Consider the following 23,837-nt stretch of genomic DNA (forward strand, 5'->3'; position numbering starts at 1 on the left):
GCACTCTTCCCTTCGGCGGGTCCGCGCCCGCGAGGCGGCTGTTGCGTCGGCGGCCCGGAGTCTCCTGACTGCCGGATCGCCGCCGCCCCCCGACCTTCCAGCCGTTGCCGGCCGTGGTCCGAGCTGAGGGGCGACTCCCCGGTCACAGTGGCGGGACCGTCCCGGACTCGCACCGGGTTCCTCCGCAGACCGCTCGCCCGCCATCGTGTCCCACCGGCAACCGGTGCGTCAACGTGGCGCGGTGTGACCCTCACGATCCGGGTCCGCCGGCCGATGGGACGGGCATGCGGCGCGCGTTGGACTCGGCCGCCCAGATCGTACTGTGCGTGCTCCTCGCGGCGGTCGCCCTGATCGCCGCCACGCCGCTGCGGCTGCCGCCGCGGGCCCCGGCGAGCTCGGTCGCGCCGCCGGGCACCCGGGCGATGTGGCTGCGACCGGGGGCCGGGGCCGCCGCGGGCACGATGGCGGCCGCACCGGTCGACGAGTTCCAGCAGCGCGTGGTCGGCGACCCCGGCTTCGCCGACCGGCTGACCCGGCGCATCCAGGCGACCTGCGGCACGGCGCGGTAGGCGGACGTACGAGAGCCCCGCGACACGAGGGGGGAGGGGTGTCGCGGGGCCGGCTCATATATATGGATATCGAGAGCTGTCTCGAGTTAGGCGGTGCGAGGACCCGGAACCGGGCCCCTTCAAGTGGTGCTGAAGCAAGGATGCGGCACGGCACTTGGCGTGGACTTGGCACGCACTTGCGCCGATGTGTCACCCAGGCGACAGGCCGCTACACCATGGATTCGAGGAGGAGCCGCTCGGCCGCGGCCGCGCGGACCTCGGGGGTCTCGATCGGGTCGTCGCGCAGGTAGGCCAGGCGGCGCTCGAGTTTCTCGTCGAGCGGGACGCGGCGCACCGCGATGAGCCGGACGCCGGCCTCGCAGTCCCACAGGCCCTCGGTCAGGGCGCCCGCGCACGCGTCCGGCTCCAGCTCCAGGCGGGCCCGCAGGTAGGCGGCGCGCTCGTACGAGTGCGGGCTGAACCACAGCGAGCGGATGCGCGGCAGGGCCTGGCGGGCGGCGTCGCCGCCGACGCGGGCGAGGCCGTCGGCGAGGCGGTCGTAGCCGCACAGGTCGTCGTCGCGCCGGTCGAGCCAGTCGAGGCCGGCCAGCAGGGCGGGGCCGTCGGACTCGTCGCCCCGGTCGGCCAGGACGCACAGGGCGCTCCAGTACCGCGCCGAGGACGGGTCGGCCGCGGCGTGCCGGGCGGTCTTCAGCGAGTCGACGGACGGCTCCACCAGGCACCCGGTCTCGTCGGCGGCGCTGAGCAGCTCGCCGAGGCCGGTCAGCGGCCCGGGGCCGTGCGCCACGGCGGCGTGGATGCGCTCGTCCCGCGCGGCCCAGTCGCCCCAGGGGGCGGCGGCCGGCAGGTGCAGGGGGCGCCCGGCGCTGGCGAGGCGGTCGGCGGCGACCGGCAGCAGGTCGTCCCACCAGTTCGCGGGCCACGCGGCGGCGACGGTGCCGAGGGCCTCGCGCCAGTAGGGGCCGATCTGGATGTACCGTCGCAAGCTCTCGACCATCCCGTCGGACCCGGCGCGGCCCAGCGCCTCGGCGACCCGCAGGACGTGCGTGAACTCCCCGGTCTCGTCGTCGGCGGTGAAGAGCCGGGCGACGATCGGGCCGATCGGCAGCTCCAGGTCGCGGACCAGGCGGGCGAGGTAGACGCCGCGGTCGTCGAGGGGCAGCCAGCGATGGTCGCGGCGGATGCAGGCGTACACGAGCTCCGGCGCGGCCGGGTCCTGTCTGGCCCGCACCGCGCCCCGGCCCAGTCCGCGCTGCAGCGCGCCGGCCCGGGTCCGGGTGGGCAGGTAGTGCCAGTCGTCGTCGAGGCTCATGGCGTCCCAGTCTGCGACGATTCCGGCCGGACCGCCGCCGATTTCCGGTCCCGAAAACCCTTGACAAACGACAGAACGGCACATTGTGGCCGGTCAGCTGGGGTGGCGACGGGCGGCGTGAGCCCGGACACGACGCGGCGCCGGTCGGCGAGTCCGCCGACCGGCGCCGTGAGCGCCGTCACACCACCCCGAGAGGGGCCGATCACGCGCTGGCGTCGTTGATCTCGTTGTCGCTCGTCAGGCCCGAGCCGAGGAAGTTCTCGAACCGGGACGTGATGCTCTCCAGGCCGGAGATCACCGAGGCCGAGCCGAAGCCCGCCTCGCCGAAGCCGGACTCGCCCGTGCCCGCCTCGCCGAAGCCCGCGTCGGTGCCGTCGGCCGCGCCGAAGCCCGCGTCGCCGGTGCTCTCCTGGCCGTAGGCCATCAGCCGGTGGTCGTCCTCGACCTCGGTGTGCTCGTAGTGCGTGTACTCGGTGACCTCGTAGTGGTTGCCCGCGGCGTCCGTGTACTCGATGTGCTTGAGGTGCTCGAACTCCTCGTGCTCGAAGCTGTGGTGGTCCTGCTCGAGGATGCCGTACTGCGACTGGTGGTCCAGCTCGGCGCCCTGGCCCTCGTGGACCGCCTCCAGGGAGCCGTGCTCCTGGCCCGCGTCGATCTCGCCGTACTCGCTCATGGGGGTGGTTCCTCTCGGGTGCGTCTCAAAGGGGGGTGCGCTCACGTGCTGCATTCAAGGTACGGCCACCCGCCATGCCCCAAATCCCGGAAACGTGCCACCCGGCGTCGGCCCAACGGCCTCAATACGCGATCACGGGCGCCCCGGTGTGGCTCACCTGCACCAGGTGCGTCACGCACTCCTCCAGGCCCTCGATGCGGTGCAGCAGGAAGCCGGACGGCTCGGCGACGAACCCGACCGGGCGCCCCTCCCGCAGGCCGAGGTCCACCTGACGGTACGTGCTGGGCGCCACGCTGAGGATCGTCCCGGCGAACCCGGCGGTCACGACCCGGTGCAGGTGCCCGGCCAGCACCCGCACGACGTGCGGATGACGGCGCAGCACGCCGGCGAACTCGGGCCCGTCGACCAGCCGGATGGCGTCCATCCCGGGGATGCCGACCCGCATCGGCGGGTGGTGCAGGCAGACGAACGCGGGCACCCCGTCGAGCCGGCCGAGGGTCTCGTCGAGCCACTCGAGCTGCTCGGGGCCGAGGATGCCGGCGTCGCCGAGTTCGGGGCGCAGGGAGTCGAGCACGACGACGGTGAAGCCGGGGTACTCGACGGCGTACGTGGTGCGCTCCAGCCCGAACGCGGCCTGCAGCGCGGCCCGGCCGTCGTGGTTGCCGGGGACGAGGTGGACCGGGACCGGGTAGCGCTCGAGGAGCTCCTTGAGCACCGCGTACTCGTCGGCCCGGCCGTGGTCGGCGAGGTCGCCGGTGACGACGACGCAGTCGGGGCGCGGCTCCAGCGCCAGCACGCGGGTCAGGGCCTGGTACAGGCCGCGGGCCGGGTCGGCGGCGAGGGGCCCGGTGGTGATGTGCGGATCGCTGAGGTGCGCGACGAACGGCATGCGGCCATTTTGACCACAGAAACGAGCGAGCGGGGAAGGCTCCAGGGGGTGGACCTTCCCCGCTCGGGTCTTTGCGGGTTTTTCTACCGGTTCGTCGCGCCCACCGGCTCCTCCGTCGCCGGCTTCTGCGCCGACAGGTCCAGCGTGCTGCGCAGCATCGCCGGCTTCATGAACACCGCCGCGAGCACGCCCACCACCGCGATGGCCGCGGAGATGAGGAAGATGTGCCCGGTGGCGTCGCCGTACGCGGCCCGCACGATGTGCTGGAACGCGGGCGGCAGGGCGCCGAGGTTCAGGTTGCTGGTCTCGCCGCCGGCCGGGGCCTGTACGCCCGCCGCGGCGAGCGAGTGCGTGATGTTGTCGCTGACCCGGCGGGCCAGGACGGCACCGAGGACCGACACGCCGATCGTGCCGCCGAGCGAGCGGAAGAACGCCACCGTCGAGCTCGCGGCGCCGATGTCCTTCAGCGGTACCGTGTTCTGCACCGCCAGCACCAGGTTCTGCATCGACATGCCGACCCCGACGCCGACCAGCAGCATGCCGAAGCCCACGAAGACCAGCGAGGTCTGGTGGTCGATGGTCGCCAGCGCGGCGAAGCCGGCGACGAGGACCACGGTGCCGGCGATGATGTAAGGCTTGATCTTCCCGGTGCGGGTGATGAGCTGCCCGACCACGATCGAGGAGACCAGCACGCCGGCCATGAGCGGGATGGTGAGCAGCCCGGCCTCGGTCGGGGTGTAGCCGCGGCCGATCTGGAAGTACTGACCCAGGAAGACGGCGCCCCCGAACATCGCCATGCCGACCGCGAGGCTCGCGAGGATCGACAGGGCCGTGGTGCGTTGCTTGACGATGCTCAGCGGCACGACCGGCTCGGCCGCGCGGGACTCGACCCACACCGCGAGCGCGAGCAGCACCACGCCGGCGCCGACCATCGCCCCGGTCTGCCAGGACATCCACGCGAACGAGCTGTCGACGAACGACACCCAGATCAGCAGGGTGCTGACGCCGGCCGCGATGAGCGTGGCCCCCAGGTAGTCGATCTTCAGGTTGTCGCGCTTGACGGTGACCAGGTGCAGGGTCTTCTGCAGCACGACGAGGGCCAGGATCGCCACCGGCACGCCGACGAAGAAGCACCAGCGCCAGCCGAGCCAGGAGGTGTCGACGATGACGCCGCCGAGCAGCGGGCCGCCGACGGTCGCCACGGCCATGACGCCGCCGAGGTAGCCGTTGTACCGGCCGCGCTCGCGGGGCGGGATCATCGCGGCGATGACCACCTGGACGAGCGCCTGCAGGCCGCCGACGCCGATGCCCTGGAAGGCGCGGGCGGCGATGAGCTCGCTGGTGTTCTGGGCCATCCCGCTGATGATCGAGCCGACCACGTAGATCACGATCGAGATCTGGACGAGGACCTTCTTGCTGTACAGGTCGGCGAGCTTGCCCCAGATCGGGGTGGTCGCGGTGGCCGCCAGCAGGGTGGCGGTGACGACCCAGGTGTACTGCGTCTGCGTGCCGTTGAGCGCGCCGATGATCTTCGGCAGCGCGGTCGAGACGATCGTGGAGCTGACCATCGCGACGAACAGCGCGAGCAGCAGGCCGCTGAGCGCCTCCAGCACTTGCCGATGGGTCATCGGCTCCTCGGTGTGCGTCTGACTCATCGTGTTGCCTCCAGGGTCTTGCTAGCGGGGTGGTTCTCGCTCAGCGACGTGGCGAATCGGCGTAGCAGGCCGGCGAAGAGCTCGGCGTCGGCGGGGCTCCAGTCCCTCAGGGCGGCGGCGAGCAGGGCGGCGTACCGGTCGTCGGCCCGCCGGAGGGCGTCGCGGCCCTCGCCGGTGAGCTCCAGGAAGCTGGCCCGGCCGTCGCGGGGGTCCGCGACGCGGCGTACGAGGCCGTCCTGGACGAACGCGCTGACCGCCCGGCTGGTGGTCGACTGGTCGAGTGCGCACGCGGCGGCCAGCTCCTTGAGGTGGCAGCCGCCCTCGAGCCGCTCGATCGCGCCGAGCACGCCCGCGACTCCCGGGCCGAGCGCGCCGGGCTCCGACGAGTGCTGCTGCTTGAGGAGCCGTACGACCTTCATGAGGTCACGCAGCCCGTCCCGCAGCGCGTCGACTTGCTCCACTGGACCCTCCCGGATTACTTGCCTGATACAAGCATCCAAAAAACTTGCCCAATGCGCAAGTTTGCCCAATGAGAAGTAGGTAACATCGGGGCGGTGGGACCAGGCCTGCGTGAGCGCAAGAAGGTCGCCACCCGGCAGGCCCTGCACGAGGCCGCGGTGGCCCTGTCGATCCGGCACGGCCTGGACAAGGTCACCGTCGAGGCGATCGCGGACGCGGCCGAGGTGTCCCGCCGGACGTTCTCGAACTACTTCGCCGGCAAGGAGGAGGCGCTGCTGTACGGCGACCGGCAGCGCGTGCGCCGCCTCGTCGACGCGGTGGCCGAGCGCCCGCCGGCGGAGCCGCCGTGGGCCGCCCTGACCGCGGCCGCCCTGCACTTCGAGCGCGACCTCGGCGCCCGCGACCCCGACTGGGTGAGCCAGTTCCGCCTGGTGCGCCGGCACCCGGCCCTGGCCGCGTACCAGGTCTCGGCCTACGCCTCGATGGAGGACGAGCTGACCGCCCAGCTCGCGCGGCGCTGCCCGCTGGAGCCGATGCGCGCGCGCCTGATGGCGGCGGCGTTCCTGGTCGCCGTGCGCGTCGCGGTGCACGAGTGGCTGGACCGCCCGAAGGGCACCGAGCTCGCCGACGTGATGCGCGAGTCGCTCAACGACCTGGCCCCGGCGTTCGCCCCGCAGTAGCCGCCGGTTCGGCTCACCTCGCGGCGTTCGCGGTCGATGACGACGGCATGGTTCCTGCGCTGCTGCGGTCCTTCGTCCAGCGGGACCTGATGCGCTTCACCCAGGGCCGCGGCGTGGTGCTGGCGCCGCAGGACGTGACCGCCCAGCGCTCGTTCGAGGAGCACCTCCACAAGGCCGCGTACTTCGACACCCGCTGCTGGCCGGCATAGCGCAACGCCTCCACGCGGCTGTCGACGACAGCGCCACGGTCGCCCGACTGGGCGGCGACGCAGCCTCCCGTCCGCCTGGGCGCGGCTACTCGTGCTCGGCGAACAACGGCCAGCCGTCGATGCTGGCGGCGTTCTTCACCCGGCGGTACTCGGCCAGATCCGCATCGGTACGCCGCTCGTGCGCGCGGATGAGCAGATCGCGGTCGCCCTCGTACGCCATGAGCGGCACCGCGAACCCGCACGAGTCGCTGACCCGCTCCACCGTGACGTCGATGACCGCCCGCACGGCGTGCGTGTCCGGCGGCTCCGGGAAAACGCGCAACAGCCCGGCGTACTCCGGCGAGGTGACCGGCACCGCCCGCCCCCGGCCGTGCAGGCGCACGATGTTCGGCGGCCCCTGGAACGCGCAGAACATCAGCGTGATCCGGCCGTTCTCCTCCAGGTGGGCAATCGTCTCGGCGCCGCTGCCGTGATAGTCGAGGTAGGCCACCCGATGCTCGCCGAGCACCACGAACGTGCCGGCCATGCCCTTGGGCGAGAGGTTGACGTGCCCGCCGGACCCGCTGGGCGCGGTGGCCACGAAGAACATGGGCTGCGCCGCGAGAAACGCCTGCAGCCGCCCGTCGATCCGCTCGTGCACCTTCATGGCTCGATCCTGCGCCTCGGCCGCGCCGTATTCGATCCCTTCCCACGTGACGCCCCCCACGTCGGTCCACGCGGTTGCTCCGATACGGTTCCGCCGACGTCCGGTGGAAGGGGCTGAGCCGTGGGACTGTGGGCGGCGTACGTGCTGGTGCCCACCGCCGAGGCGCCCGCGGACACGGCGTCCTGGGCGGCTGCCACCGGTACCGTCGAGGGCTGGTCGGTCTTCGCGTGCCGCAGCGCCGACCCGGCGAAACCCGAAGCCCCCTGGTCGGCGGTCCGCGGCCCGGTGCTCACCGCCGTGGTCCTGGACGGCGACGCCGCGATGCTGATCGGCTGGCACGACGGCCAGGAACGGTTCCGCTGGCTGTTCAAGGAGGAGTTCGGCCCCGCGTACGGCCTCCCCGGCCGGACGGTGGAGCCCGACGAGGCGACGCAGGCCGCCCAGCGCCGCCCGGTCGTCGCGGCCATGCTCTCCTGGGCGGAGGCGGCCGGGCTCGCCGGCGCCGACGGCGGGCGGCTCGACGACATCCTCGCGCGGGGGTACGTCTTCGCCGGGGAGGGGCTGTTCGCCGCGCTGGCCGAGCTGGCGGTCCTCGGGCCGGGTGCGCAGATCCGGCAGGTCGGCCCGGTCCCGGTCCGACCGGGGCCGGAGTCGCCGGAACGGCCCGACGACGAAGAACCACCCCCGCGCCGGTACCCGCTCGTGATGGCCGGCGGCGACTCGGGCGGCCTGCCACGGCAGGCGCAGATCGTGTACCTCGCGGCCGCGATCGACCACACCGACCCGTCCTGGGACGCCTTCGTCGTCGCCCACGAGCTCGAGCGCTGGGGCCGGCCCGGTTGCATCCTCGTGTGCTCGCTGACCCAGATCGCGGCCGGCGTGCTGGACAGCCGCGTGGGCTGGCAGCTGATGCTGGCCACCGAGCCGCCGATCGACCTGTTCTACAGCTACGCCGCGATCGGCACCGAGGACGGGTTGCCGGCCGTCGGTCCCTGGCACCTGGTACCGCCGGAATGCCCCGACCCGTCCGGGGCGGCTCGATGGGCGCGGGCCAACGTCGCGGCCGACCTGGAGCCCCCGGCACCGGATCGCGAGACCCTGCACACGCCCGAGGCGGCGGCGTGGATCGGCGAGCCGTCCAGCGGCGTCGCACGGCGCGCGAGCCGGGCGTGTGAGCAGCGCCTGGGCTGCGTGCTGTACACGTACGCCGACCTGGCCGAGCGGCTCGACGAACTCGCCGGATGGCTCGACGCGGCCCACCGGGCGCTCATCGACCCCATGCCCTCCGGCACGCGCCGCCGCATCCAGATGCAGTCCGTGCGGGGCCGCTGGTCGGACCCCACCGGCGACGAGGCGAACTGGCCGCGGGCGCTCGGCCGGCTGCGCGCCGGGCAGCTGCACCACCTGCAGGCCGAGATCGACCAGCTCGACGGGGCCGGCAACCTGTCGCGGTACCGCCGCGGCGTCACGATCGCCGTCGACCTCCGCTCGCCGTCGCCCGACCGCCCCGCGACCGTCGAGATCAGCGTCGCCCGGTCGCTGCTGGGCCACGTCGACGGCGGGATCGACACCGTGCGCGGCCTGGCGCGAACGGCCGCGACCACCATCGGGGCGGTCACCGGGTACGCCCACGCGGCCGGCCAGTTCAGCGATGTATCGCCCTTCGAACTGCGCACGGGCGCGTCATGGTGCCACCAGCGCCTGGACGTGATGAGCCGGGGCGTGCACTGGGGCAACCTGATCGGCCCCGGCCACCTGGCCGCGATCGGCGGCCTCGGCGTCCTCGAACAACTCCACGCCGACGGCCGGCTCACCCGCCTCGAGCAGTGGCCGGGCGACCGGTGGTGGTTCGAGACCACCGCCGAACCGTTCGAACCCCGCAGCGAGCACATCGACGCCGTCGCCGGGCCGCTCGCGAGCATCATCGGGCGACGGTCCTGACCCGACCGTGGGCCGCCACCGGTTGACCACGGTGGCGGCAGGCATGTTGGATCATGGAGCGGAGCCCGCGTGCGGTGCCGAAGGGAACGGGGAATCCTGGCATGGGTCTTTTCAACTGGCGCGCCAAGGACGCGGGATCGCCCCGCACCATCGACCCGGCCGCGTACGGGTACGTGCCGGCCGCGCAGCTGCGGGCCGACCGGGCCGGGCCCGCACCGGACTTCGACGTCGTCGATCCGCTCGTCGCGACCGGGAACTGGCCGCACCTCGCCGGTTTCCTCGCCACCATTGCGATGACGTCCGAGCGCCGGTTCGCCGTACTGTCGCGGCTCGGCAACGCCGCCGCCGGCAACGACGGCTGGCTGCGCCAGTGGCTCGCGGCGGACCCGCGCAGCGTCAACGCGCTGACCGTCTACGCGGAGTCTCTGGTCTCGGCGGCGTGGGACATCCGCACGAGCGACCGCGCGCAGAACGTCAGCCGGGAGCAGTGGACGGGCTTCTTCCGCGTGCTGCGCGACGTGCCCGACGTGTGCCGGCGGGCCATCGACATCGACCCGGCCGATCCGGCGCCCTGGATCGCGCTGCAGACCGGCGCGCTCGGACTGCAGTGGTCCAACGACGAGTACCGGGCGCTGTGGAGCGAGATCTCCGCGCGGGCGCCGCACTCGTTCACCGCGACCCACCGCGCCTGGAACTACTGGCGTCCGCGCTGGTTCGGCTCGCTGGAGCTCATGGAGAACTTCCTCGAGACCGCCATCGCCGCCGCGCCGGTGGGCTCGCTGCTGACCATGACCCGGATCCAGATGCTCGAGGAGGAGTTCCGGCCGGACGGGGACGAGGCGCGCCAGGCGTTCTACGCCGGCGAAAGGGTCAACCGCGCACTGAGCGCGGGCATCCACGACGCGGCGGCCGGCGATCCGGGGCACGTCAAGCTGCCTTACCTGCGTCACTGGCTCGCCTACGGACTTTCCCGGGCGGGACGCAACCGCGAGTCCATGAACCAGTTCTTCGCCATCGGCGGGTACTGCGGGGCCGATCCCTGGAGCTGGTACTCCGACCCGGCCGACAAGTTCACCAGCACCCGGGCCGATGTGACGCTGCGGTGGGAGGACGCCGGGCGTCCCTGAGCGGTGGCGCCTGCTCAGGGCGAGCCGAGCGCGCGGTAGTACAGCAGCGGGCCTCCCTCGCCCCCGGCCGCCCCGTCGTGGAACAGGTACGCGGTGACCAGGAGCGCCGGCTCGCCGGACGGCGTGCCGAGCAGGGTCACGGTGGGGTTCGCGATCGCCGCGCTGCCGCCGTGCGTGCGGACGGGGAGGGGCCAGGCCGTGCGCCCGGCGGCGTCGTAGAGGTACGTCCGCCACGTCTGCCAGCGGTTCCGTTCGCCCTGCCCCTCCACGAGCAGGTACTCCCGGCCCTTCCAGCCGAACATGTCCCGCCCGCCGATGTTGCCGTGCACACCCCACCATTCGAGGGCCTGGTCGATCTGCGGCTCGCGTCGCGTCGACCAGTCGGCGAACCCGGTCAGTACGCCCCGGGCCTGCCGGTCGACCTTGCCCTGCCGGAAGTAGTGGAAGCCGACGTCGATGTGCGACCGATCGGCGGACACCGCGTAGATGTTCGGGGTACCCTCGGCGTACTTCCGCCGGGGGACCAGCGTGTGCGGAGCGTCGAACGACCGCGATGCCTTGCCCTCCAGTAGATCGGCCCGGCTCGCGAAGTCCAGCAGGCGCAGCCCGGGCGGCGTGCCGGCCCCGCCCGCCTCGACCGCGACCAGGAAACCGCCGTCGGGCAAGGCGGTCACGTACGGCTGGGAGGCGAAACCGTCCAGCCGTGCCCGCCACGTCCATGCTGCGAGGTCCGATGAGGTCGCGACGTGTACCTCGTAGATGCCCTGACCGACACCGCAGTGGTACACGGCCAGGTAGCCCCCGGCCGGGTCGGCGATGACCTTCAGCGTGTCCATCGTCCGCCCGCGATCATCCCGGACGCAGTAGACCGCGGTCGCCCCGGGCACGTCGCACAGCAGCTCGATCAGCGCAGGATCCAGCACCACGGCGGCCATGATAGATCTTTCCCATTGCGCGAGACATCACCGACGACGAGGGGCAGTGACGCGGGTGCGAACGAGTCGGCTCGAAGCGTTCAGCGATGGAGTGCTGGCCATCATCATCACGATCATGGTGCTGGAGCTGAAGCCACCGGCCGGGCACAGCTTCTCGGACCTCGTGCACTCGACCGGGATCGGCCTGCTGACGTACCTGCTCAGCTTCACCTACGTCGGCATCTACTGGAACAACCACCACCACATGTTCCACCTGGTCCAGCGCGTCAAAGGCGGGGTGCTGTGGGCGAACCTCGCCCTGCTGTTCTGCCTTTCGCTGTTCCCGTTCACCACGGGCTGGGTGGACGAATCGACGTTCGCGCAGACCCCGGTCGTGATCTACGGCGTCAACCTGCTGGCCGCGGCCATCGCGTACTTCGTGCTCCAAACGGTGATCATCCGCACGCAGGGCACCGACTCCCCGCTCCGGCAGGCCATCGGCGCCGACATGAAGGGCAAGATCTCTCCGGCGGTGTACCTCACCGGCATCCTCAGTGCCCTGTTGATCGACCGCGGCGGCCACGTAGGCGTGGGGATCGCCCTCGCGTGCTACGTAGGGGTGGCGATCATGTGGATCGTGCCGGACCGCCGCATCGGCCGGATCGTCGAGGACTACGAAACGTCGGACTGAGGCATGCGTGTGGAGCCCCTGATCGGGGTACAAGGCAGGGCACGGCACTCACGGTGAGGGGAACGCCATGCTGTTCAACCTGCTCCGACGCTATGCGGTCGTGGCCGTCGCGGTACCGCTGGCGGCGGCGGGCGTACGCAAGCTGAGCCAGGTCGTCGAGGCCCGGCGCGGCCCGAGCCGAGGCACGAAGCTGCTGCGCGAGGGGGCCGACTTCGTGCAGGGCCGGTTCGGCCGCCAGAAGAAGCGCCGCCGCTTCGCATTCGGCCGCTGAGCCGCCTGGCAGGCGGACCTCAGCCGGCGTGCACGGGTGGGCGGACGCTCAAACGGAGGCAAGCCGAAGAGCAAAGAGCGAAGAGCCTTAAATTGTCAGGAATTTCCACGTCGACCGGGAACCGGACGCCAGGCACCACGCGGTCGTCGTGGTCGACGACTGGCGCCTTCTCGACAATCGACACGGTGGTGCCGTCCGACTCGGCGAACTGCACCTCGACCCATCCGGGCCACTCCCTCGTCGACCCAGCAGACGGCTTGAACACGGACGTAAAGCACAGAGCAGATCATCTTCGGTGCTGGCAGCGTCAACAAGCTGAGCGGGACCGAGGCCGGGATGAGCGCGCCGGCGAGCGAGGCACATCTGGGCCGCGGCGACCGGCCCCGAACTGGCGCGCCTGTTGGTCGCCAGTGCGAGCGGGCGCAGATTTTGAGGGGGTGTGGGTGGAGCGAAGCTCCCCACCGCGAGCGCAGCGAGCTGATAAACACCCCTAGAAGCTGCGTTGCCTTACCAGGGCCGCCTCTATCCGCTCCGCTGGGGCCGGTTGGCCGTAGTAGTGGCCCTGGCCGTAGCGGCAGCCTGCCCGGCGTACCAGTTCCAAGTGCTCCGGGGCCTCCAGGCCGTGGGCTATCACCGTCACGCCCAGGCGGCGGCCCAGGCCCACCACCACGTCGATGATCGGGGCCACCTGGCCCGCCCAGGCCGGCGTGGACGTGAACAAGGCGCGGTCCACCTTCAGCAGGTCGGCCGGTAGGCGGCGCAGGTAGGCCAGGGACGTCGCGCCGGTGCCGAAGCCGTCCAGGGCCGTTCGTACGCCGATGGCGCGGACCGTTGCCAGGGGGTCAGCGGCGCGTTCCAGGTCGCCGCCGAGCTCTTGCTCGGCCAGCTCGATCACGAAGTCGGCCGGTTCGATCTGGTGGCTGTCCAGGGCCAGGCTCAGCCGGCCCGGGAAGCTGGGGTCCACGAAGTCGTCGAAGGCCACGTTCACCGAGATCCACAGGCGGTACCCCTCGTGCTGCCACAGTGACAGCTGCCGGGCCGCGCGGGCCAGTACCCAGTCCTGGATCGTGGCGGTCAGGCCCAGCTCGCGGGCCACGGTCAAGGTCTCGGCCGGGGTCACGGTGCCCAGGCGCGGGTGGCGCCAGCGCAGGAGTGCCTCGACGCCGACCGGGTGGCCCTCCACCAGGTCGTAGACGGGGTGGTAGGCCAGGTCCAGCTCGCCGCGCTCGATGGCCCGGGGCAGGTGCTGCTCCAGGGTGGCCCGCCGCACGTACGTCTCCTCGGCCGCGTCGTCGTGCCACTCGACGCGGCCGCGGCCGGTACGCTTGGCTCGGCGCAGGGCCAGGCCGGCTCGGCGCAGGGCCTCCTCGGGGGCGCCGCCGGTCGGGGCCAGTCCGATGCCGGCGGAGAGCTGCAGCGTCGCGCCCGGGACGGGGTACGGTTCGCCGAGCCCGGCCAGCAGGCGCGTCGCGAGCGTGAAGGCGTGCAGCTTGTCGACCCGGGTGAGCACCGCGAACTCGCCGCCGTTGAGGCGGGCGGCCAGGTCGCCGGGGCCGGCGGCGGACCGGATGCGCGCGGCCACCGTGACCAGCAGGGCGTCGCCGATGTCGGAGCCGTGCACGTCCTTGACGCCGGCGAAGCCGTCCAGCCCCACGGTGAGCAGGAAGCCGGGGCCGGCCGTGAGCTCGTCCAGCAGGGCGCCGCGGTTGGCCAGGCCCGTGAGCGGGTCGCGCCGCAGGCTGCGTTCGAGCTCCAGGCGGTCGCCGGCGTCGGTCAGGTGCACGACCACGCCGTCGACGACCGGGTCGTCGCGCAGGTCGCTCAGGGTGTACTCGACGTCGCGCCACACCCCGGAGCCGTCACAGATCCGGGTCCGCCGCGGCTCCGGCGAGGAGTTCGGGGACGACTGGGGACGATCGAGCGCCGACCGTACCGCCGCCACGTCTCCGGCGTGCACGAGCCGGACGAACGGGCGCCCGAGGATCTCCTGCTCGGACAGGCCGAACTGGCGGGCCGCGGCCGGCGACTGCCAGCGCACCGACAGGTCCTTGTCCAGCACCAGGATCACGTCGCTGGAGCCGGCCACGATGGTGGCGAACGCGCTGCGGGTCGCCGCGAGCTCGCCGCTGAAGCGCCGGTTGGCGAGCGCCTCGGCGATCTCGCGCAGCACGACGACGAGGACGGCGGCGGCGCCGACGACCATCGCCGGGGTACCGATGCGGCCCCGGCTGACCAGGGCGTAGAGGACCGCGGCGGCCCCCGCGAGCACCGGCGCGACAAGCAGCGGGTCGCCGATCAGGGTGCCGTCGGTGACGCGGGCGATCTTGGCGTCGCCGTACACGCACCGGTAGGCGCCGGACCAGACGAGTACCGAGCCCAGGACGAGTAGACCCGCTGCGACGAGCAGCCCGGCGTCGTGCCGGGCGGGCTCGGGCGGCAGCAGCGCCACGGTCGCGACGGCGAGCACGGTCAGGGCCACGCCGCCGGCCGCGGTGACCGCGGCCCCGCGCGGGAACGGCGCCCGCACGCCGCTGACCATCGCGATCGTGATGCCGATGACGGCCAGCAGGCAGGTGACGAAGACGGTGCGGCTCACGTCGCCGTGCCGCTCCAGGACGAGTACCAGCAGCGTGAGGAACTTCCACAGGGCGACGCAGACCCCGTCGAGGCCGCGGCGCAGGGCGGCGCTCGGGCCGGCCGCCACGCCGGGCAGGGCGAGCAGGCCCGCGACGAGGGCGAGCCCGGCGGCCGGGCCGGCGACCGGCACGGCGGACGGCCGCGCGGCGCACACGCCGGCCGCGATGAGACCCGCGGTCAGCGCGGCGACGGCGGCCACCGTGGTCCGGCCGGCGTCGAACCGGTGGGCCCCGGCCGCGAGCCCGGTGAGCCAGCCCGCGTGCAGCAGCCCGGCCGCGGCCGCGGCGACGAGCACGGCGGCGGGGACGGCGAGGCCCAGTGGCGGGCCGCCGAGCAGGACCGCGGCGGCGGCCGTGAGGGTCAGCGGCGCCGATGCCATCAGCCAACGCTCGCGGGACCGGTGCGCGCCGCCGACTCCTGGGGTCATTGAGGGTCCGTTTCGCTCGCCGGGACGGGGACGACCTAGCTGCCCCGGTAACGACCCCGTACGGAGACGGTGACGCCCGGCGATGGAGGGGTCACCCTTCAGCGGTACCTTGTGGCCCCTGGACGGAATCGGGGCCCGCGGGCTCTCTATAGACGTGATGCACGAGATTGGTACGGCCCCGGCGGACTTCGCGGAGTTCTACCGGACCGAGGCGGCGCGGGTGCAGCACGTGATGTGCGCGTTCGCGGGCCGCGAGCTCGGTGCGGAGGCGACCGCCGAGGGTTTCGCGCGGATGCTCGAGCGCTGGGAGCGGCTGCGCGAGCTGGTGCCGCCCCAGCGCCGCGCGTACGTGCTGACGACCGCGAAGAACTATGCGCGGCGGCGGGCGGAGGCGGAGTCGCGGTACATCGGCCTCGACGACCGGCCGTGGGCCGAGCCCGCGGCCGACGACGAGGCGATCGGCCGGGTCGAGGACAGCCTCGGCCTCGAGGGGGCGGTGCGGCGGCTGATCGACTCGCTGCCGCCCCGGCGGCGCCAGGTGGCGCTGCTGTACTTCCTGCACGACGACGGCTACGCGCAGATCGCGAGCGTGCTCGAGATGAGCGAGTCGACCGTGCGCACGCACGTGGCCGAGCTGCGCAAGGTGCTGCAGCCCTACGTGCGCCGGTTCCAGCAGATCATGGAGGCGAGTGAGCATGGCCGAGCTTGACGAGGTGACCCGGGCGCTCGTGCGCCGGGCGTACGCGGACGAGCCGTTCGACGCCGAGGCGGGCCTCGCCGAGGTGGTGCGGCGGGCCGGGCGCCCGCCGGTCGAGGAGTCCACTGTGGGCATCGAGCGCCGGCACGCGGTGAGCGTGCGGAGGCGGCGCCGGTGGGCGATGGCCGGCGTCTTCGCGGGCGTGGCCGGCCTGGTGCTGGTCGTCGGGGTGGCCACGGGGCGCCTCGGCGGAGGGGACGGGCGGCCGGTCGGCGCCGGCCCCTCCATCCAGCTCTCGCCCAGCGGGCCGCCGGTCTGGCCCTCGGGGATGCCGACGCCGACGATCTCGAGCGGGCAGTTCCCGGGCGGCCCGGCGCCGGTCGGCCTGCCGAGCCAGTGCGCGGTCGGCTGGGACCTGGCGTTCACGGGCGGGCAGTTCACGGCCACCGACCCGGGCAGTAACTGCCCGCCGGTCGACCCCACCCGGCTGTGGCTGGTCGACGACGGCGCCAACGGGCTGCTGTTCCCCGGCTCGGGCAAGGTGTACCCGACGGTCACGACGGGGACCGCGATCAGCCCGCCGTTCTCGTTCCCGGTGCCGGGCATCCCGGCGCTGCAGCCGCACCACGCCTACTATCTGGCCTACGTGCCGGCGGGCGTCCACCCGACGGCGGGCCAGGACGCCTCGGAGGTACTCCAGCAGGCGCTCACCATTTCCGGGCCGGTCACCGGCTAGCCCAGGGCGATCCACACGTCGTCGAGGGTGCCGTGGAACTGGTCGTTGCCGGCGCCGTCGCCCTTGCCGCCGATGCTCAGCGGTACCGGGTTCGTGATGGCCAGGGTGGCCGGGATCGCGGTGGTGGCGTGCACGGCGCCGTCGAAGGTGTACCGCGCTACGGTCACCGGCGCCGGGGCGCCGTCGGTGGCGCTCGCGGTCGACGGCGACGACATGCCGAGCAGCACACCGGCGGCACCGAGCGCCGCCGTCACATTCCCCCATGTCTTCATGTCCGAAATGTGCCATATTAACGCTGCGTCAAACACGCGATTACACAATCGCGTCGGTTACTGTCCGCGTCCGTTCGGATGGGAGACTGTCGGTCATGCGGCTGGCGGTGATCGTGGCGGTCGCCGCCCTGGCCATCGGCGTGCCCGGGTCCGCCGCCGCCCACGCGGCAGGGCCGCAGGAGGTGTGCCGCATCACCGACCCGGCGGTCACCGAGGCGTCCGGCCTGGCCGCGCTGCCCGGCGGCGGCTACCTGGTGGAGAACGACTCCAACCCGGAGCCGCGCAAGACCCGCCTGTTCTACCTCGGCGCCGACTGCTCGCTGACGCGCAGCGTGGGGTACCCGACGACGGCCCGCGACCCCGAGGACCTGGCCGTGGACCGCAAGGGCACGGTGTGGATCGCCGACATCGGCGACAACAGCCCGCTGACCGGCGGCTCCGGCAAGCGCCGCGACACGATCGCGCTGTGGACGCTCGCGCCCGGGGCGAAAAACCTCAAGATCCATCGGCTGCGGTACCCCGACGGAGCCCCGCGCGACGCCGAGGCGCTGCTCATCGACGGGTCCGGCCGCCCGGTCATCGTCACCAAGGACCCCAGCGGCGAGGTGTTCCGCCTCGACACCCCGCTGCCGACCGACAACGCCGACGGCGCCCCGCTCACCGCCGTCGGCCGCTTCGAGGCGACGCACAGCGGCACCAGTAACCCGTTCGGCTTCCTCGGCGACGGCTTCGTCACCGGCGCGGCCGTCTCGCCCGACGGCACCCGCGCGGTCGTGCGCACCTACGCCGACGCCTACGAGTTCGACGTGCCGGACGGCGACGTGGCCAAGGCGATCACCGCGGGCCGGCCGAGGGTGACCCCGCTGCCGGACGAGCCGCAGGGGGAGGCGGTCGCGTACACCCCGGACGGCCGCGACTTCCTGACCGTGTCCGACCAGCCGGGCCCGGTGGCCATCCTGCGCTACACAGTGGACCGCCCGGTGCCGAGTCCCCCGTCGCCGTCGCCTCCGGCCGCCCCGCCTCCGGCAACAGCGGGACCGGATCGGACCGGCAAGGTCGCGCTGCTCACGGGGGCGTTCGTGGTTGTGGCGATCGGCCTGGTGGCCGCGGTCGCCCGGCGGGCCCGCAGGCGCTGAGACCACCCCTCGGTGTCGACGTGTATCGGCGCGCGTGACACGATCGCTACCGACAGATCAAGGGGGAGGTCGGGACCGCGGTGGTGCGCATCGAGACCGAGCGCGCGACGACGCGCGACATGCGCCGGCGCAACCGCTCCACGCTGCTGTCGGAGCTGTTCTTCCGCGGGCCGCTCAGCCGCCACGACCTGAGCCGCATCACCGGCCTCAGCGCCGCGACCGCCAGCAGCGTCACCGCCGAGCTGCTGCACGAGAACCTGATCATCGAGGCCGGCCAGATCGAGTCCGACGGCGGCCGCCCTCGCGTACTGCTGCGGGTCAACCCCGACTTCGGCCGGCTCGTCGGCGCCGACGTCGGCGAGACCGGGGTCAAGGTCGAGCTGTTCGACCTGGCCATGAACCGCCTCGCCACCGTCGACGAGCCGCTGCCGTCCTCGCGCCCCGACCCGTCCGCGGTCGCCGGGCAGCTCGAGGCCGGGATCCGCGCCGTGCTGCGGGACACCGCGCCGGAGGCGGTCATCGGCATCGGGATCGGCGTGCCGGGCACGGTCGAGCAGGCCGACCCGCCGCTGGTGTACGCCCCGACGCTGGGCTGGCGCGGCGTGTCCTTCCACGCCCTGCTGCGCGAGCGCGGGATCACCGCCCCGCTGTTCGTGGAGAACGGCGCCAAGACCCAGGGCCAGGCCGAGATGTGGTTCGGCGCCGGCCGGGGCGCGGGCAACGCGGTCATCGTGCTGGTCGGCTCCGGCGTCGGGGCGGCCGTCATCACCAACGGCACCGTGTACCGCGGCGCGAGCAGCAGCGCGGGGGAGTGGGGCCACACCACGGTCGTCTACGGCGGCCGGCAGTGCCGCTGCGGCGCCCGCGGCTGCCTCGAGGCCTACGTCGGCGCCGAGGGGATCCTCGAGCGGTACCGCACCCTCGACCCGGACAGCCCGGCCGCCGACGGCGAGATCGCCGACGTGGCCGCGCTCATCGCCGCCGGCACCCCGGCCGCCGCCGAGACCCTGGCCGAGACCGCCGGCATGCTCGGCGCGGGCATCGGCAACCTGGTCAACCTGTTCAACCCCGAGCGTGTCGTGCTCGGCGGCTGGGCCGGCCTGGCCCTCGGCGCCCGCCTGCTCGACCGGATCCGCGAGGCCGCCCGCGAGCAGGCCCTGGAGCACCCGTTCGGCCAGGTCTCGATCGAGCTGTGCGAGCTCGGCCCCGACGCGGTGGCCTTCGGCGCCGCCACGCTGCCCATGGCCGAGCTGCTCCGCCGGGCGTCCCGCCCGTAGCGAAAGCCCTGGGCAACGTCCTGATCACGGCTCGTCGCGAGGCTCAAGCCGACCTTAACGGCACCCCTTTTTTTGCCTCTTTTATTGACGTCTGATGAATCTGGTCATAGCCTGCCCTCAATCTGGAAGGACGCTTAACAGATAGCCGGCCGCCCAGTCGGCGCCCTTCCGGGGCCACCCTCATGAAAGGCCTCCCATGGCAGGAACCCGCCTGATCCGCCGCGGTGTGATCGTCGCCGCCGCCCTCGCCGTCGTCGGCGTGGTCGGCGTCGTGGCGATGAACTCCGCGTCGGCCGCGACCGTCGGTCCGATCACCGGCTACGGCAGCAAGTGCGTCGACGTGGCCGCGGCCAGCTCCGCGAACGGCACGCAGGTGCAGCTGTACACCTGCAACGGCACCACCGCCCAGCAGTGGACCATCGGCGACGACGGCACGATCCGCGCCCTCGGCAAGTGTCTCGACGTCGCCGCGGCCAGCTCGGCCAACGGCACCAAGGTGCAGATCTACGACTGCAACGGCACGGCGGCCCAGCAGTGGTCGCGCAACAGCGACGGCACCCTGCGCTCGCTGGGCAAGTGCCTCGACGCCACCGGCCCCTCCTCGGCCGACGGCACGCCGCTGCAGATCTGGGACTGCTTCGCCAGCGCCAACCAGAAGTGGACGCTCCCGGGCGGCACCACCCCGCCCACGACGAACCCGCCGACGTCGAACCCGCCCACGTCCAACCCCGCGATGGGCGCGGCGCCCTACGCGTACCTCGGCTGGGGCAACCTGCCCGACCCGCGCACCATCATGACCGCGACCGGCATCAAGTGGTTCACGATGGCGTTCATCCTCTCCAACGGCGCCTGCGACCCGCTGTGGGACGGCAACCGGCCGCTGACCGGCGGCCAGGACCAGACCACCATCAACAACATCCGCGGCGCCGGCGGTGACGTCGCCGTGTCGTTCGGCGGGGCCGCCGGACCGTGGCTGGAGCAGACCTGCAGCAGCGCGAGCGCGCTCGCCGCGGCCTACCAGAAGGTCATCAACGCCTACGGCCTCAAGGCGATCGACATCGACATCGAGGGCACGGTCTACAACAACCCGACCCTCCAGCAGCGCACGATCGACGCGCTGAAGACCGTCAAGGCCAACAACCCCAACACCGCCGTGTACGTCACGTTCCCGAGCGACCGCACCGGCCCGGACTCCACGATGATCAACCGGGCGGCGGCCAGCGGCCTGACCGTCGACGCGTGGACCATCATGCCGTTCGACTTCGGCGCGGCCGGGCAGAACATGGGCAACCTGACGATCCAGGCCGCCGAGGGGCTCAAGAACGCGGTCAAGAACGGCTACCACTACACCGACGACCAGGCGTACCGGCACTCCGGCATCTCCTCGATGAACGGCATCACCGACGTCGGCGAGACCGTCACCGTGGCGGACTTCCGTACCATGCTGGCCTACGCCCAGCAGCACCACCTGGCCCGGTTCACGTTCTGGTCGGCCAACCGCGACCGGCCCTGCAACGGCGGCGGCACCGGGGACGACACGTGCAGCGGCGTCTCGCAGAGCGCGTGGGACTTCACCAAGGTGATCGCCCAGTACAAGGGCTAGAACCCGGACGGGTGCCCCGGTAAGCGGACGGCCGGGGCACCGGCACAGGAGGAGGCGGGCCGGTCATACACCCGAGGCCGGCCCGCCTTCTCCAAGAAGTGAGGTAACGCACGTTCCTTGTCGGGTGGCATACATCCGGGATTCAACGGGCCCGCGGCGCGCATAGGTTGCTCTTCGTCCAACGAAGACTCCCCGCGTCAATGCGGTACCACATAAAGGAAATCCCGATGAAGCGCCTGCTGCCCGTCGTCTGCGCCGTGCTGTTGTTGACCGCCGCGTGCGGCGACGACAAGAAGGAAGCCCCCAAGACCGACTCCGCGCCCGCGTCCGCGGCGCCCGTCTCCGCCGCGCCGTCCACCTCCGGCTCGGCGAAGGCAACGCCGAAGGCGTCGGGGGCGGCCGGAAAGCTCGAGTTCTCCACCGTCGGCAAGATGACCGGAGAGCTGTTCACCAAGGACCCCGACTGCCCGTTCGGCCAGTGGGACGCCAACTCCACCGGCGTGGCGGCCAAGTACCGCTCCTCCGTATCGAGCTTCAAGCAGTTCGACTGCTACGAGAAGAAGAACGACGCGCTCCCGCACCGCGGCCAGCAGGCGATCTTCGTGGAGTTCAAGGCGGCCAACGCGGCCAAGGCCTACGCGCAGGAACAGGCGGCGACGTACCCGACGCTCATCGTCGGCAGCACCGTCGTCGTGGGCGGCACCGGCCTCGCGAAGACCGACATGAAGACGTGGCTCGAGTCGGTGAACGAGACCGCCGGTGGCGCGGGGCAGATCCTCGCCTAGGCGCGGGTCCCTTGGGGTGGACCGGCTCTCTTCGCAATCCACCCCAGGAAGGGACCAGCAGTGACCTCACGCTTGAGGATCTGGCTCGCCGCCTCGGCGACCGTCGTGGCCGCCGCCGGCGTCGGCGTGTTCGCGATGGCGAGCGCGTCGGCCGCGACCGTCGGACCGATCTCCGGCTACGGCGGCAAGTGCGTCGACGTGGCCGCGGCCAGCTCCGCGAACGGCACGCAGGTGCAGCTGTACACCTGCAACGGCACCACCGCCCAGCAGTGGACCATCGGCGACGACGGCACGATCCGCGCCCTCGGCAAGTGCCTGGACGTCGCCGCGGCCAGCTCCGCCAACGGCACCAAGGTGCAGATCTACGACTGCAACGGCACGGCGGCCCAGCAGTGGTCGCGCAACAGCGACGGCACCCTGCGCTCGCTGGGCAAGTGCCTCGACGCGACCGGGCCGAGCTCGGCTGACGGCACGCCGCTGCAGATCTGGGACTGCTTCGCCAGCGCCAACCAGAAGTGGACGCTCCCGGGCGGCACCACCCCGCCGACCTCCAACCCGCCGACGTCGAACCCGCCCAACACCGGCAACCCCGACCTCGGGCCGAACGTGTCCGTCTTCGACCCGTCGATGTCGGCCGCGACCATCCAGAGCAAGCTGACGAGCGTCTTCAACGCCCAGCAGAGCAACCAGTTCGGCGCCCAGCGCTACGCGCTGCTGTTCCGGCCGGGCAGCTACAACGTCGACGCCAACGTCGGCTTCTACACCCAGGTCGCCGGCCTCGGCCTCTCGCCGGACCAGGTGACCATCAACGGGGCCGTGCACGCCGAGGCGGACTGGTTCCAGGGCAACGCGACCCAGAACTTCTGGCGCTCCGCCGAGAACCTGTCGGTCAACCCGACCGGCGGCACCGACCGGTGGGCCGTGTCGCAAGCCGCGCCGTACCGCCGCATGCACGTGCGGGGCAACCTCCAGCTCGACGACGGCGGCTGGTCCTCGGGCGGCTGGATCTCCGACTCGGCCGTCGACGGGCAGATCCGCTCCGGCTCGCAGCAGCAGTGGATCACCCGCAACTCCACCATGGGCAGCTGGACCGGCTCGAACTGGAACATGGTGTTCGTCGGCGACACCAACGCGCCCGGCGGCAACTTCCCGAACCCGCCCTACACCCGCGTGGCGCAGACCCCGGTCGTACGGGAGAAGCCGTTCCTGTACGTCGACGGCTCCGGCAACTACCAGGTGTTCGTGCCGGGCCTGCGCACCAACTCGACCGGCAACTCGTGGCAGGGCGGCAACCAGCCCGGCTCGTCGCTGCCGATCGGCCAGTTCTACATCGTCAAGGCCGGCGCCACCGCGGCCTCGATCAACGCGGCCCTCGCGGCCGGGCAGAACCTGCTGTTCACCCCGGGCGTGTACCACGTCAACGACACCATCCGGATCACCCGCCCGGACACCGTCGTGCTCGGCCTCGGCCTGGCCACGATCGTGCCCGACAACGGCGTGACCGCGATGACCGTCGCCGACGTCGACGGCGTGAAGATCGCCGGCGTGCTCTTCGACGCGGGCACCGTCAACTCGCCGGTCCTGCTCGAGGTCGGTCCGAACGGTTCGGGCGCCGACCACTCGGCCAACCCGACCTCGCTGCACGACGTGTTCTTCCGCATCGGCGGCGCCACGGTCGGCAAGGCCACGGTGAGCCTGCGGATCAACAGCAACAACGTGATCGGCGACCACATGTGGATCTGGCGGGCCGACCACGGCAACGGCGGCACCGTCGGGTGGAGCACGAACACCGCCGCGAACGGGCTCGTCGTCAACGGCGCCAACGTCACCACGTACGGGCTCTTCGTCGAGCACTACCAGCAGTACCAGGTGATCTGGAACGGCAACGGCGGGCGCACGTACTTCTTCCAGAACGAGATCCCCTACGACGTGCCGAACCAGTCGGGCTGGTCCAGCGGCGGCGGGGCGCAGGGCTGGGCCGCCTACAAGGTCGGCGCGGGCGTCACCGCGCACGAGGCGTGGGGCCTGGGCAGCTACTGCTACTTCTCCACCAACCCCAGCGTGGTGCTCGGCCACTCCTTCGAGGTCCCGCAGACCGCCGGGGTCAAGTTCCACGACGTGGTGACGGTCTCGCTGGGCGGCACCGGCACCATCTCGCACGTCATCAACAGCACGGGGGCCGCGGTGAACAGCGGTCACCAGGTCGAGGATCTGGTCAGCTACCCGTAACC

General features: G+C 72.3%; 23 protein-coding genes and 1 riboswitch. Of the genes, 14 read left to right on the plus strand and 9 right to left on the minus strand.

The window, feature by feature from the left end:
• Positions 1 to 57: 57 nt before the first annotated feature.
• Positions 58 to 183, minus strand: a riboswitch (cobalamin riboswitch).
• A 101-nt stretch (positions 184 to 284) separates the two neighbouring features.
• Positions 285 to 569 (plus strand): hypothetical protein, encoded by a 285-nt coding sequence (locus tag AB0B76_RS21620; protein ID WP_360377797.1) that lies wholly within the window; start codon positions 285 to 287, stop codon positions 567 to 569.
• A gap of 208 nt (positions 570 to 777) precedes the next feature.
• Here AB0B76_RS21620 and AB0B76_RS21625 read toward each other — a convergent pair whose 3' ends face one another.
• The 5 genes from AB0B76_RS21625 to AB0B76_RS21645 form a co-directional block, all read right to left on the minus strand.
• A complete protein-coding gene (locus AB0B76_RS21625; protein WP_360377799.1) occupies positions 778 to 1,881 on the minus strand; it encodes a hypothetical protein in 1,104 nt (367 codons plus the stop codon).
• A gap of 202 nt (positions 1,882 to 2,083) precedes the next feature.
• A complete protein-coding gene (locus AB0B76_RS21630) occupies positions 2,084 to 2,554 on the minus strand; it encodes a hypothetical protein (protein WP_360377801.1) in 471 nt (156 codons plus the stop codon).
• Positions 2,555 to 2,675: 121 nt separating this feature from the next.
• On the minus strand, positions 2,676 to 3,443 hold the full coding sequence (locus AB0B76_RS21635) for a phosphodiesterase (protein ID WP_360377803.1): 768 nt from the start codon (positions 3,441 to 3,443) through the stop codon (positions 2,676 to 2,678).
• Positions 3,444 to 3,526: 83 nt separating this feature from the next.
• Positions 3,527 to 5,071, minus strand: coding sequence for an MDR family MFS transporter (locus AB0B76_RS21640; RefSeq protein WP_360377805.1), 1,545 nt, complete (start codon positions 5,069 to 5,071; stop codon positions 3,527 to 3,529).
• A 23-nt stretch (positions 5,072 to 5,094) separates the two neighbouring features.
• Positions 5,095 to 5,559 (minus strand): MarR family transcriptional regulator, encoded by a 465-nt coding sequence (locus AB0B76_RS21645; RefSeq protein WP_360377807.1) that lies wholly within the window; start codon positions 5,557 to 5,559, stop codon positions 5,095 to 5,097.
• Between the two features lie 93 nt (positions 5,560 to 5,652).
• Between AB0B76_RS21645 and AB0B76_RS21650 the strand changes: the two genes are divergently transcribed.
• Together AB0B76_RS21650 and AB0B76_RS21655 are read left to right on the plus strand one after the other, a co-directional pair.
• Positions 5,653 to 6,237: a TetR family transcriptional regulator gene (locus tag AB0B76_RS21650; protein WP_360377810.1), complete on the plus strand. Its 585-nt coding sequence runs from the start codon at positions 5,653 to 5,655 to the stop codon at positions 6,235 to 6,237.
• A 47-nt stretch (positions 6,238 to 6,284) separates the two neighbouring features.
• A complete protein-coding gene (locus AB0B76_RS21655; RefSeq protein ID WP_360377813.1) occupies positions 6,285 to 6,446 on the plus strand; it encodes a hypothetical protein in 162 nt (53 codons plus the stop codon).
• An 85-nt stretch (positions 6,447 to 6,531) separates the two neighbouring features.
• On the opposite strand, the gene AB0B76_RS21660 is transcribed toward AB0B76_RS21655, so the two are convergent.
• Positions 6,532 to 7,092 (minus strand): pyridoxamine 5'-phosphate oxidase family protein, encoded by a 561-nt coding sequence (locus AB0B76_RS21660; RefSeq protein ID WP_360377815.1) that lies wholly within the window; start codon positions 7,090 to 7,092, stop codon positions 6,532 to 6,534.
• A 120-nt stretch (positions 7,093 to 7,212) separates the two neighbouring features.
• On the opposite strand from AB0B76_RS21660, the gene AB0B76_RS21665 reads away from it, so the two are divergent.
• Positions 7,213 to 9,033, plus strand: coding sequence for a hypothetical protein (locus AB0B76_RS21665; protein WP_360377818.1), 1,821 nt, complete (start codon positions 7,213 to 7,215; stop codon positions 9,031 to 9,033).
• A gap of 101 nt (positions 9,034 to 9,134) precedes the next feature.
• Positions 9,135 to 10,160 (plus strand): DUF4034 domain-containing protein, encoded by a 1,026-nt coding sequence (locus AB0B76_RS21670; RefSeq protein ID WP_360377820.1) that lies wholly within the window; start codon positions 9,135 to 9,137, stop codon positions 10,158 to 10,160.
• Positions 10,161 to 10,174: 14 nt separating this feature from the next.
• Here the strand turns inward: AB0B76_RS21670 and AB0B76_RS21675 are convergent, their stop codons facing one another.
• Entirely contained in the window at positions 10,175 to 11,086 is a 912-nt protein-coding gene (locus tag AB0B76_RS21675; RefSeq protein ID WP_360377823.1) for a hypothetical protein, read from the minus strand.
• 64 nt (positions 11,087 to 11,150) lie between these two features.
• Here AB0B76_RS21675 and AB0B76_RS21680 point away from each other — a divergent pair, with 64 nt between their 5' ends.
• Together AB0B76_RS21680 and AB0B76_RS21685 are read left to right on the plus strand one after the other, a co-directional pair.
• Entirely contained in the window at positions 11,151 to 11,765 is a 615-nt protein-coding gene (locus AB0B76_RS21680) for a TMEM175 family protein (RefSeq protein ID WP_360377826.1), read from the plus strand.
• A gap of 67 nt (positions 11,766 to 11,832) precedes the next feature.
• Positions 11,833 to 12,036 (plus strand): hypothetical protein, encoded by a 204-nt coding sequence (locus tag AB0B76_RS21685; protein ID WP_360377828.1) that lies wholly within the window; start codon positions 11,833 to 11,835, stop codon positions 12,034 to 12,036.
• Positions 12,037 to 12,526: 490 nt separating this feature from the next.
• On the opposite strand, the gene AB0B76_RS21690 is transcribed toward AB0B76_RS21685, so the two are convergent.
• Entirely contained in the window at positions 12,527 to 15,100 is a 2,574-nt protein-coding gene (locus AB0B76_RS21690) for a GGDEF domain-containing protein (protein WP_360377831.1), read from the minus strand.
• A 157-nt stretch (positions 15,101 to 15,257) separates the two neighbouring features.
• On the opposite strand from AB0B76_RS21690, the gene AB0B76_RS21695 reads away from it, so the two are divergent.
• Both AB0B76_RS21695 and AB0B76_RS21700 read left to right on the plus strand, forming a co-directional pair.
• Positions 15,258 to 15,809, plus strand: coding sequence for a sigma-70 family RNA polymerase sigma factor (locus AB0B76_RS21695; protein WP_360377834.1), 552 nt, complete (start codon positions 15,258 to 15,260; stop codon positions 15,807 to 15,809).
• Entirely contained in the window at positions 15,796 to 16,533 is a 738-nt protein-coding gene (locus tag AB0B76_RS21700) for a hypothetical protein (protein WP_360377837.1), read from the plus strand. Before AB0B76_RS21695 ends, AB0B76_RS21700 begins: the two co-directional genes overlap by 14 nt.
• Here AB0B76_RS21700 and AB0B76_RS21705 read toward each other — a convergent pair.
• Positions 16,530 to 16,805: a hypothetical protein gene (locus tag AB0B76_RS21705; RefSeq protein ID WP_360377839.1), complete on the minus strand. Its 276-nt coding sequence runs from the start codon at positions 16,803 to 16,805 to the stop codon at positions 16,530 to 16,532. The two genes, AB0B76_RS21700 and AB0B76_RS21705, sit on opposite strands and share 4 nt — an antisense overlap.
• A 95-nt stretch (positions 16,806 to 16,900) precedes the next feature.
• Here AB0B76_RS21705 and AB0B76_RS21710 point away from each other — a divergent pair, with 95 nt between their 5' ends.
• From AB0B76_RS21710 to AB0B76_RS21730, 5 genes are all read left to right on the plus strand, one after another.
• On the plus strand, positions 16,901 to 17,941 hold the full coding sequence (locus AB0B76_RS21710) for a hypothetical protein (protein WP_360377841.1): 1,041 nt from the start codon (positions 16,901 to 16,903) through the stop codon (positions 17,939 to 17,941).
• Between the two features lie 80 nt (positions 17,942 to 18,021).
• Positions 18,022 to 19,218 (plus strand): ROK family protein, encoded by a 1,197-nt coding sequence (locus tag AB0B76_RS21715; RefSeq protein WP_360377844.1) that lies wholly within the window; start codon positions 18,022 to 18,024, stop codon positions 19,216 to 19,218.
• Between the two features lie 196 nt (positions 19,219 to 19,414).
• A complete protein-coding gene (locus tag AB0B76_RS21720; protein ID WP_360377846.1) occupies positions 19,415 to 20,821 on the plus strand; it encodes a ricin-type beta-trefoil lectin domain protein in 1,407 nt (468 codons plus the stop codon).
• A gap of 227 nt (positions 20,822 to 21,048) precedes the next feature.
• Entirely contained in the window at positions 21,049 to 21,606 is a 558-nt protein-coding gene (locus AB0B76_RS21725) for a hypothetical protein (RefSeq protein ID WP_360377849.1), read from the plus strand.
• 135 nt (positions 21,607 to 21,741) lie between these two features.
• Positions 21,742 to 23,835 (plus strand): ricin-type beta-trefoil lectin domain protein, encoded by a 2,094-nt coding sequence (locus AB0B76_RS21730; protein ID WP_360378030.1) that lies wholly within the window; start codon positions 21,742 to 21,744, stop codon positions 23,833 to 23,835.
• Positions 23,836 to 23,837 lie beyond the last annotated feature (2 nt).

Source organism: Dactylosporangium sp. NPDC049140, assembly GCF_040648435.1.

What these genes read in the sequence shown, in the direction of transcription:
- AB0B76_RS21620 (WP_360377797.1), top strand. Translation starts at nt 285, where the DNA reads ATGCGGCGCGCGTTGGACTCGGCCGCCCAGATCGTACTGTGCGTGCTC.
- AB0B76_RS21625 (WP_360377799.1), bottom strand. Translation starts at nt 1,881, where the DNA reads ATGAGCCTCGACGACGACTGGCACTACCTGCCCACCCGGACCCGGGCC.
- AB0B76_RS21630 (WP_360377801.1), bottom strand. Translation starts at nt 2,554, where the DNA reads ATGAGCGAGTACGGCGAGATCGACGCGGGCCAGGAGCACGGCTCCCTG.
- AB0B76_RS21635 (WP_360377803.1), bottom strand. Translation starts at nt 3,443, where the DNA reads ATGCCGTTCGTCGCGCACCTCAGCGATCCGCACATCACCACCGGGCCC.
- AB0B76_RS21640 (WP_360377805.1), bottom strand. Translation starts at nt 5,071, where the DNA reads ATGACCCATCGGCAAGTGCTGGAGGCGCTCAGCGGCCTGCTGCTCGCG.
- AB0B76_RS21655 (WP_360377813.1), top strand. Translation starts at nt 6,285, where the DNA reads ATGGTTCCTGCGCTGCTGCGGTCCTTCGTCCAGCGGGACCTGATGCGC.
- AB0B76_RS21660 (WP_360377815.1), bottom strand. Translation starts at nt 7,092, where the DNA reads ATGAAGGTGCACGAGCGGATCGACGGGCGGCTGCAGGCGTTTCTCGCG.
- AB0B76_RS21670 (WP_360377820.1), top strand. Translation starts at nt 9,135, where the DNA reads ATGGGTCTTTTCAACTGGCGCGCCAAGGACGCGGGATCGCCCCGCACC.
- AB0B76_RS21685 (WP_360377828.1), top strand. Translation starts at nt 11,833, where the DNA reads ATGCTGTTCAACCTGCTCCGACGCTATGCGGTCGTGGCCGTCGCGGTA.
- AB0B76_RS21690 (WP_360377831.1), bottom strand. Translation starts at nt 15,100, where the DNA reads ATGACCCCAGGAGTCGGCGGCGCGCACCGGTCCCGCGAGCGTTGGCTG.
- AB0B76_RS21695 (WP_360377834.1), top strand. Translation starts at nt 15,258, where the DNA reads ATGCACGAGATTGGTACGGCCCCGGCGGACTTCGCGGAGTTCTACCGG.
- AB0B76_RS21700 (WP_360377837.1), top strand. Translation starts at nt 15,796, where the DNA reads ATGGCCGAGCTTGACGAGGTGACCCGGGCGCTCGTGCGCCGGGCGTAC.
- AB0B76_RS21705 (WP_360377839.1), bottom strand. Translation starts at nt 16,805, where the DNA reads ATGAAGACATGGGGGAATGTGACGGCGGCGCTCGGTGCCGCCGGTGTG.
- AB0B76_RS21710 (WP_360377841.1), top strand. Translation starts at nt 16,901, where the DNA reads ATGCGGCTGGCGGTGATCGTGGCGGTCGCCGCCCTGGCCATCGGCGTG.
- AB0B76_RS21720 (WP_360377846.1), top strand. Translation starts at nt 19,415, where the DNA reads ATGGCAGGAACCCGCCTGATCCGCCGCGGTGTGATCGTCGCCGCCGCC.
- AB0B76_RS21725 (WP_360377849.1), top strand. Translation starts at nt 21,049, where the DNA reads ATGAAGCGCCTGCTGCCCGTCGTCTGCGCCGTGCTGTTGTTGACCGCC.
- AB0B76_RS21730 (WP_360378030.1), top strand. Translation starts at nt 21,742, where the DNA reads ATGGCGAGCGCGTCGGCCGCGACCGTCGGACCGATCTCCGGCTACGGC.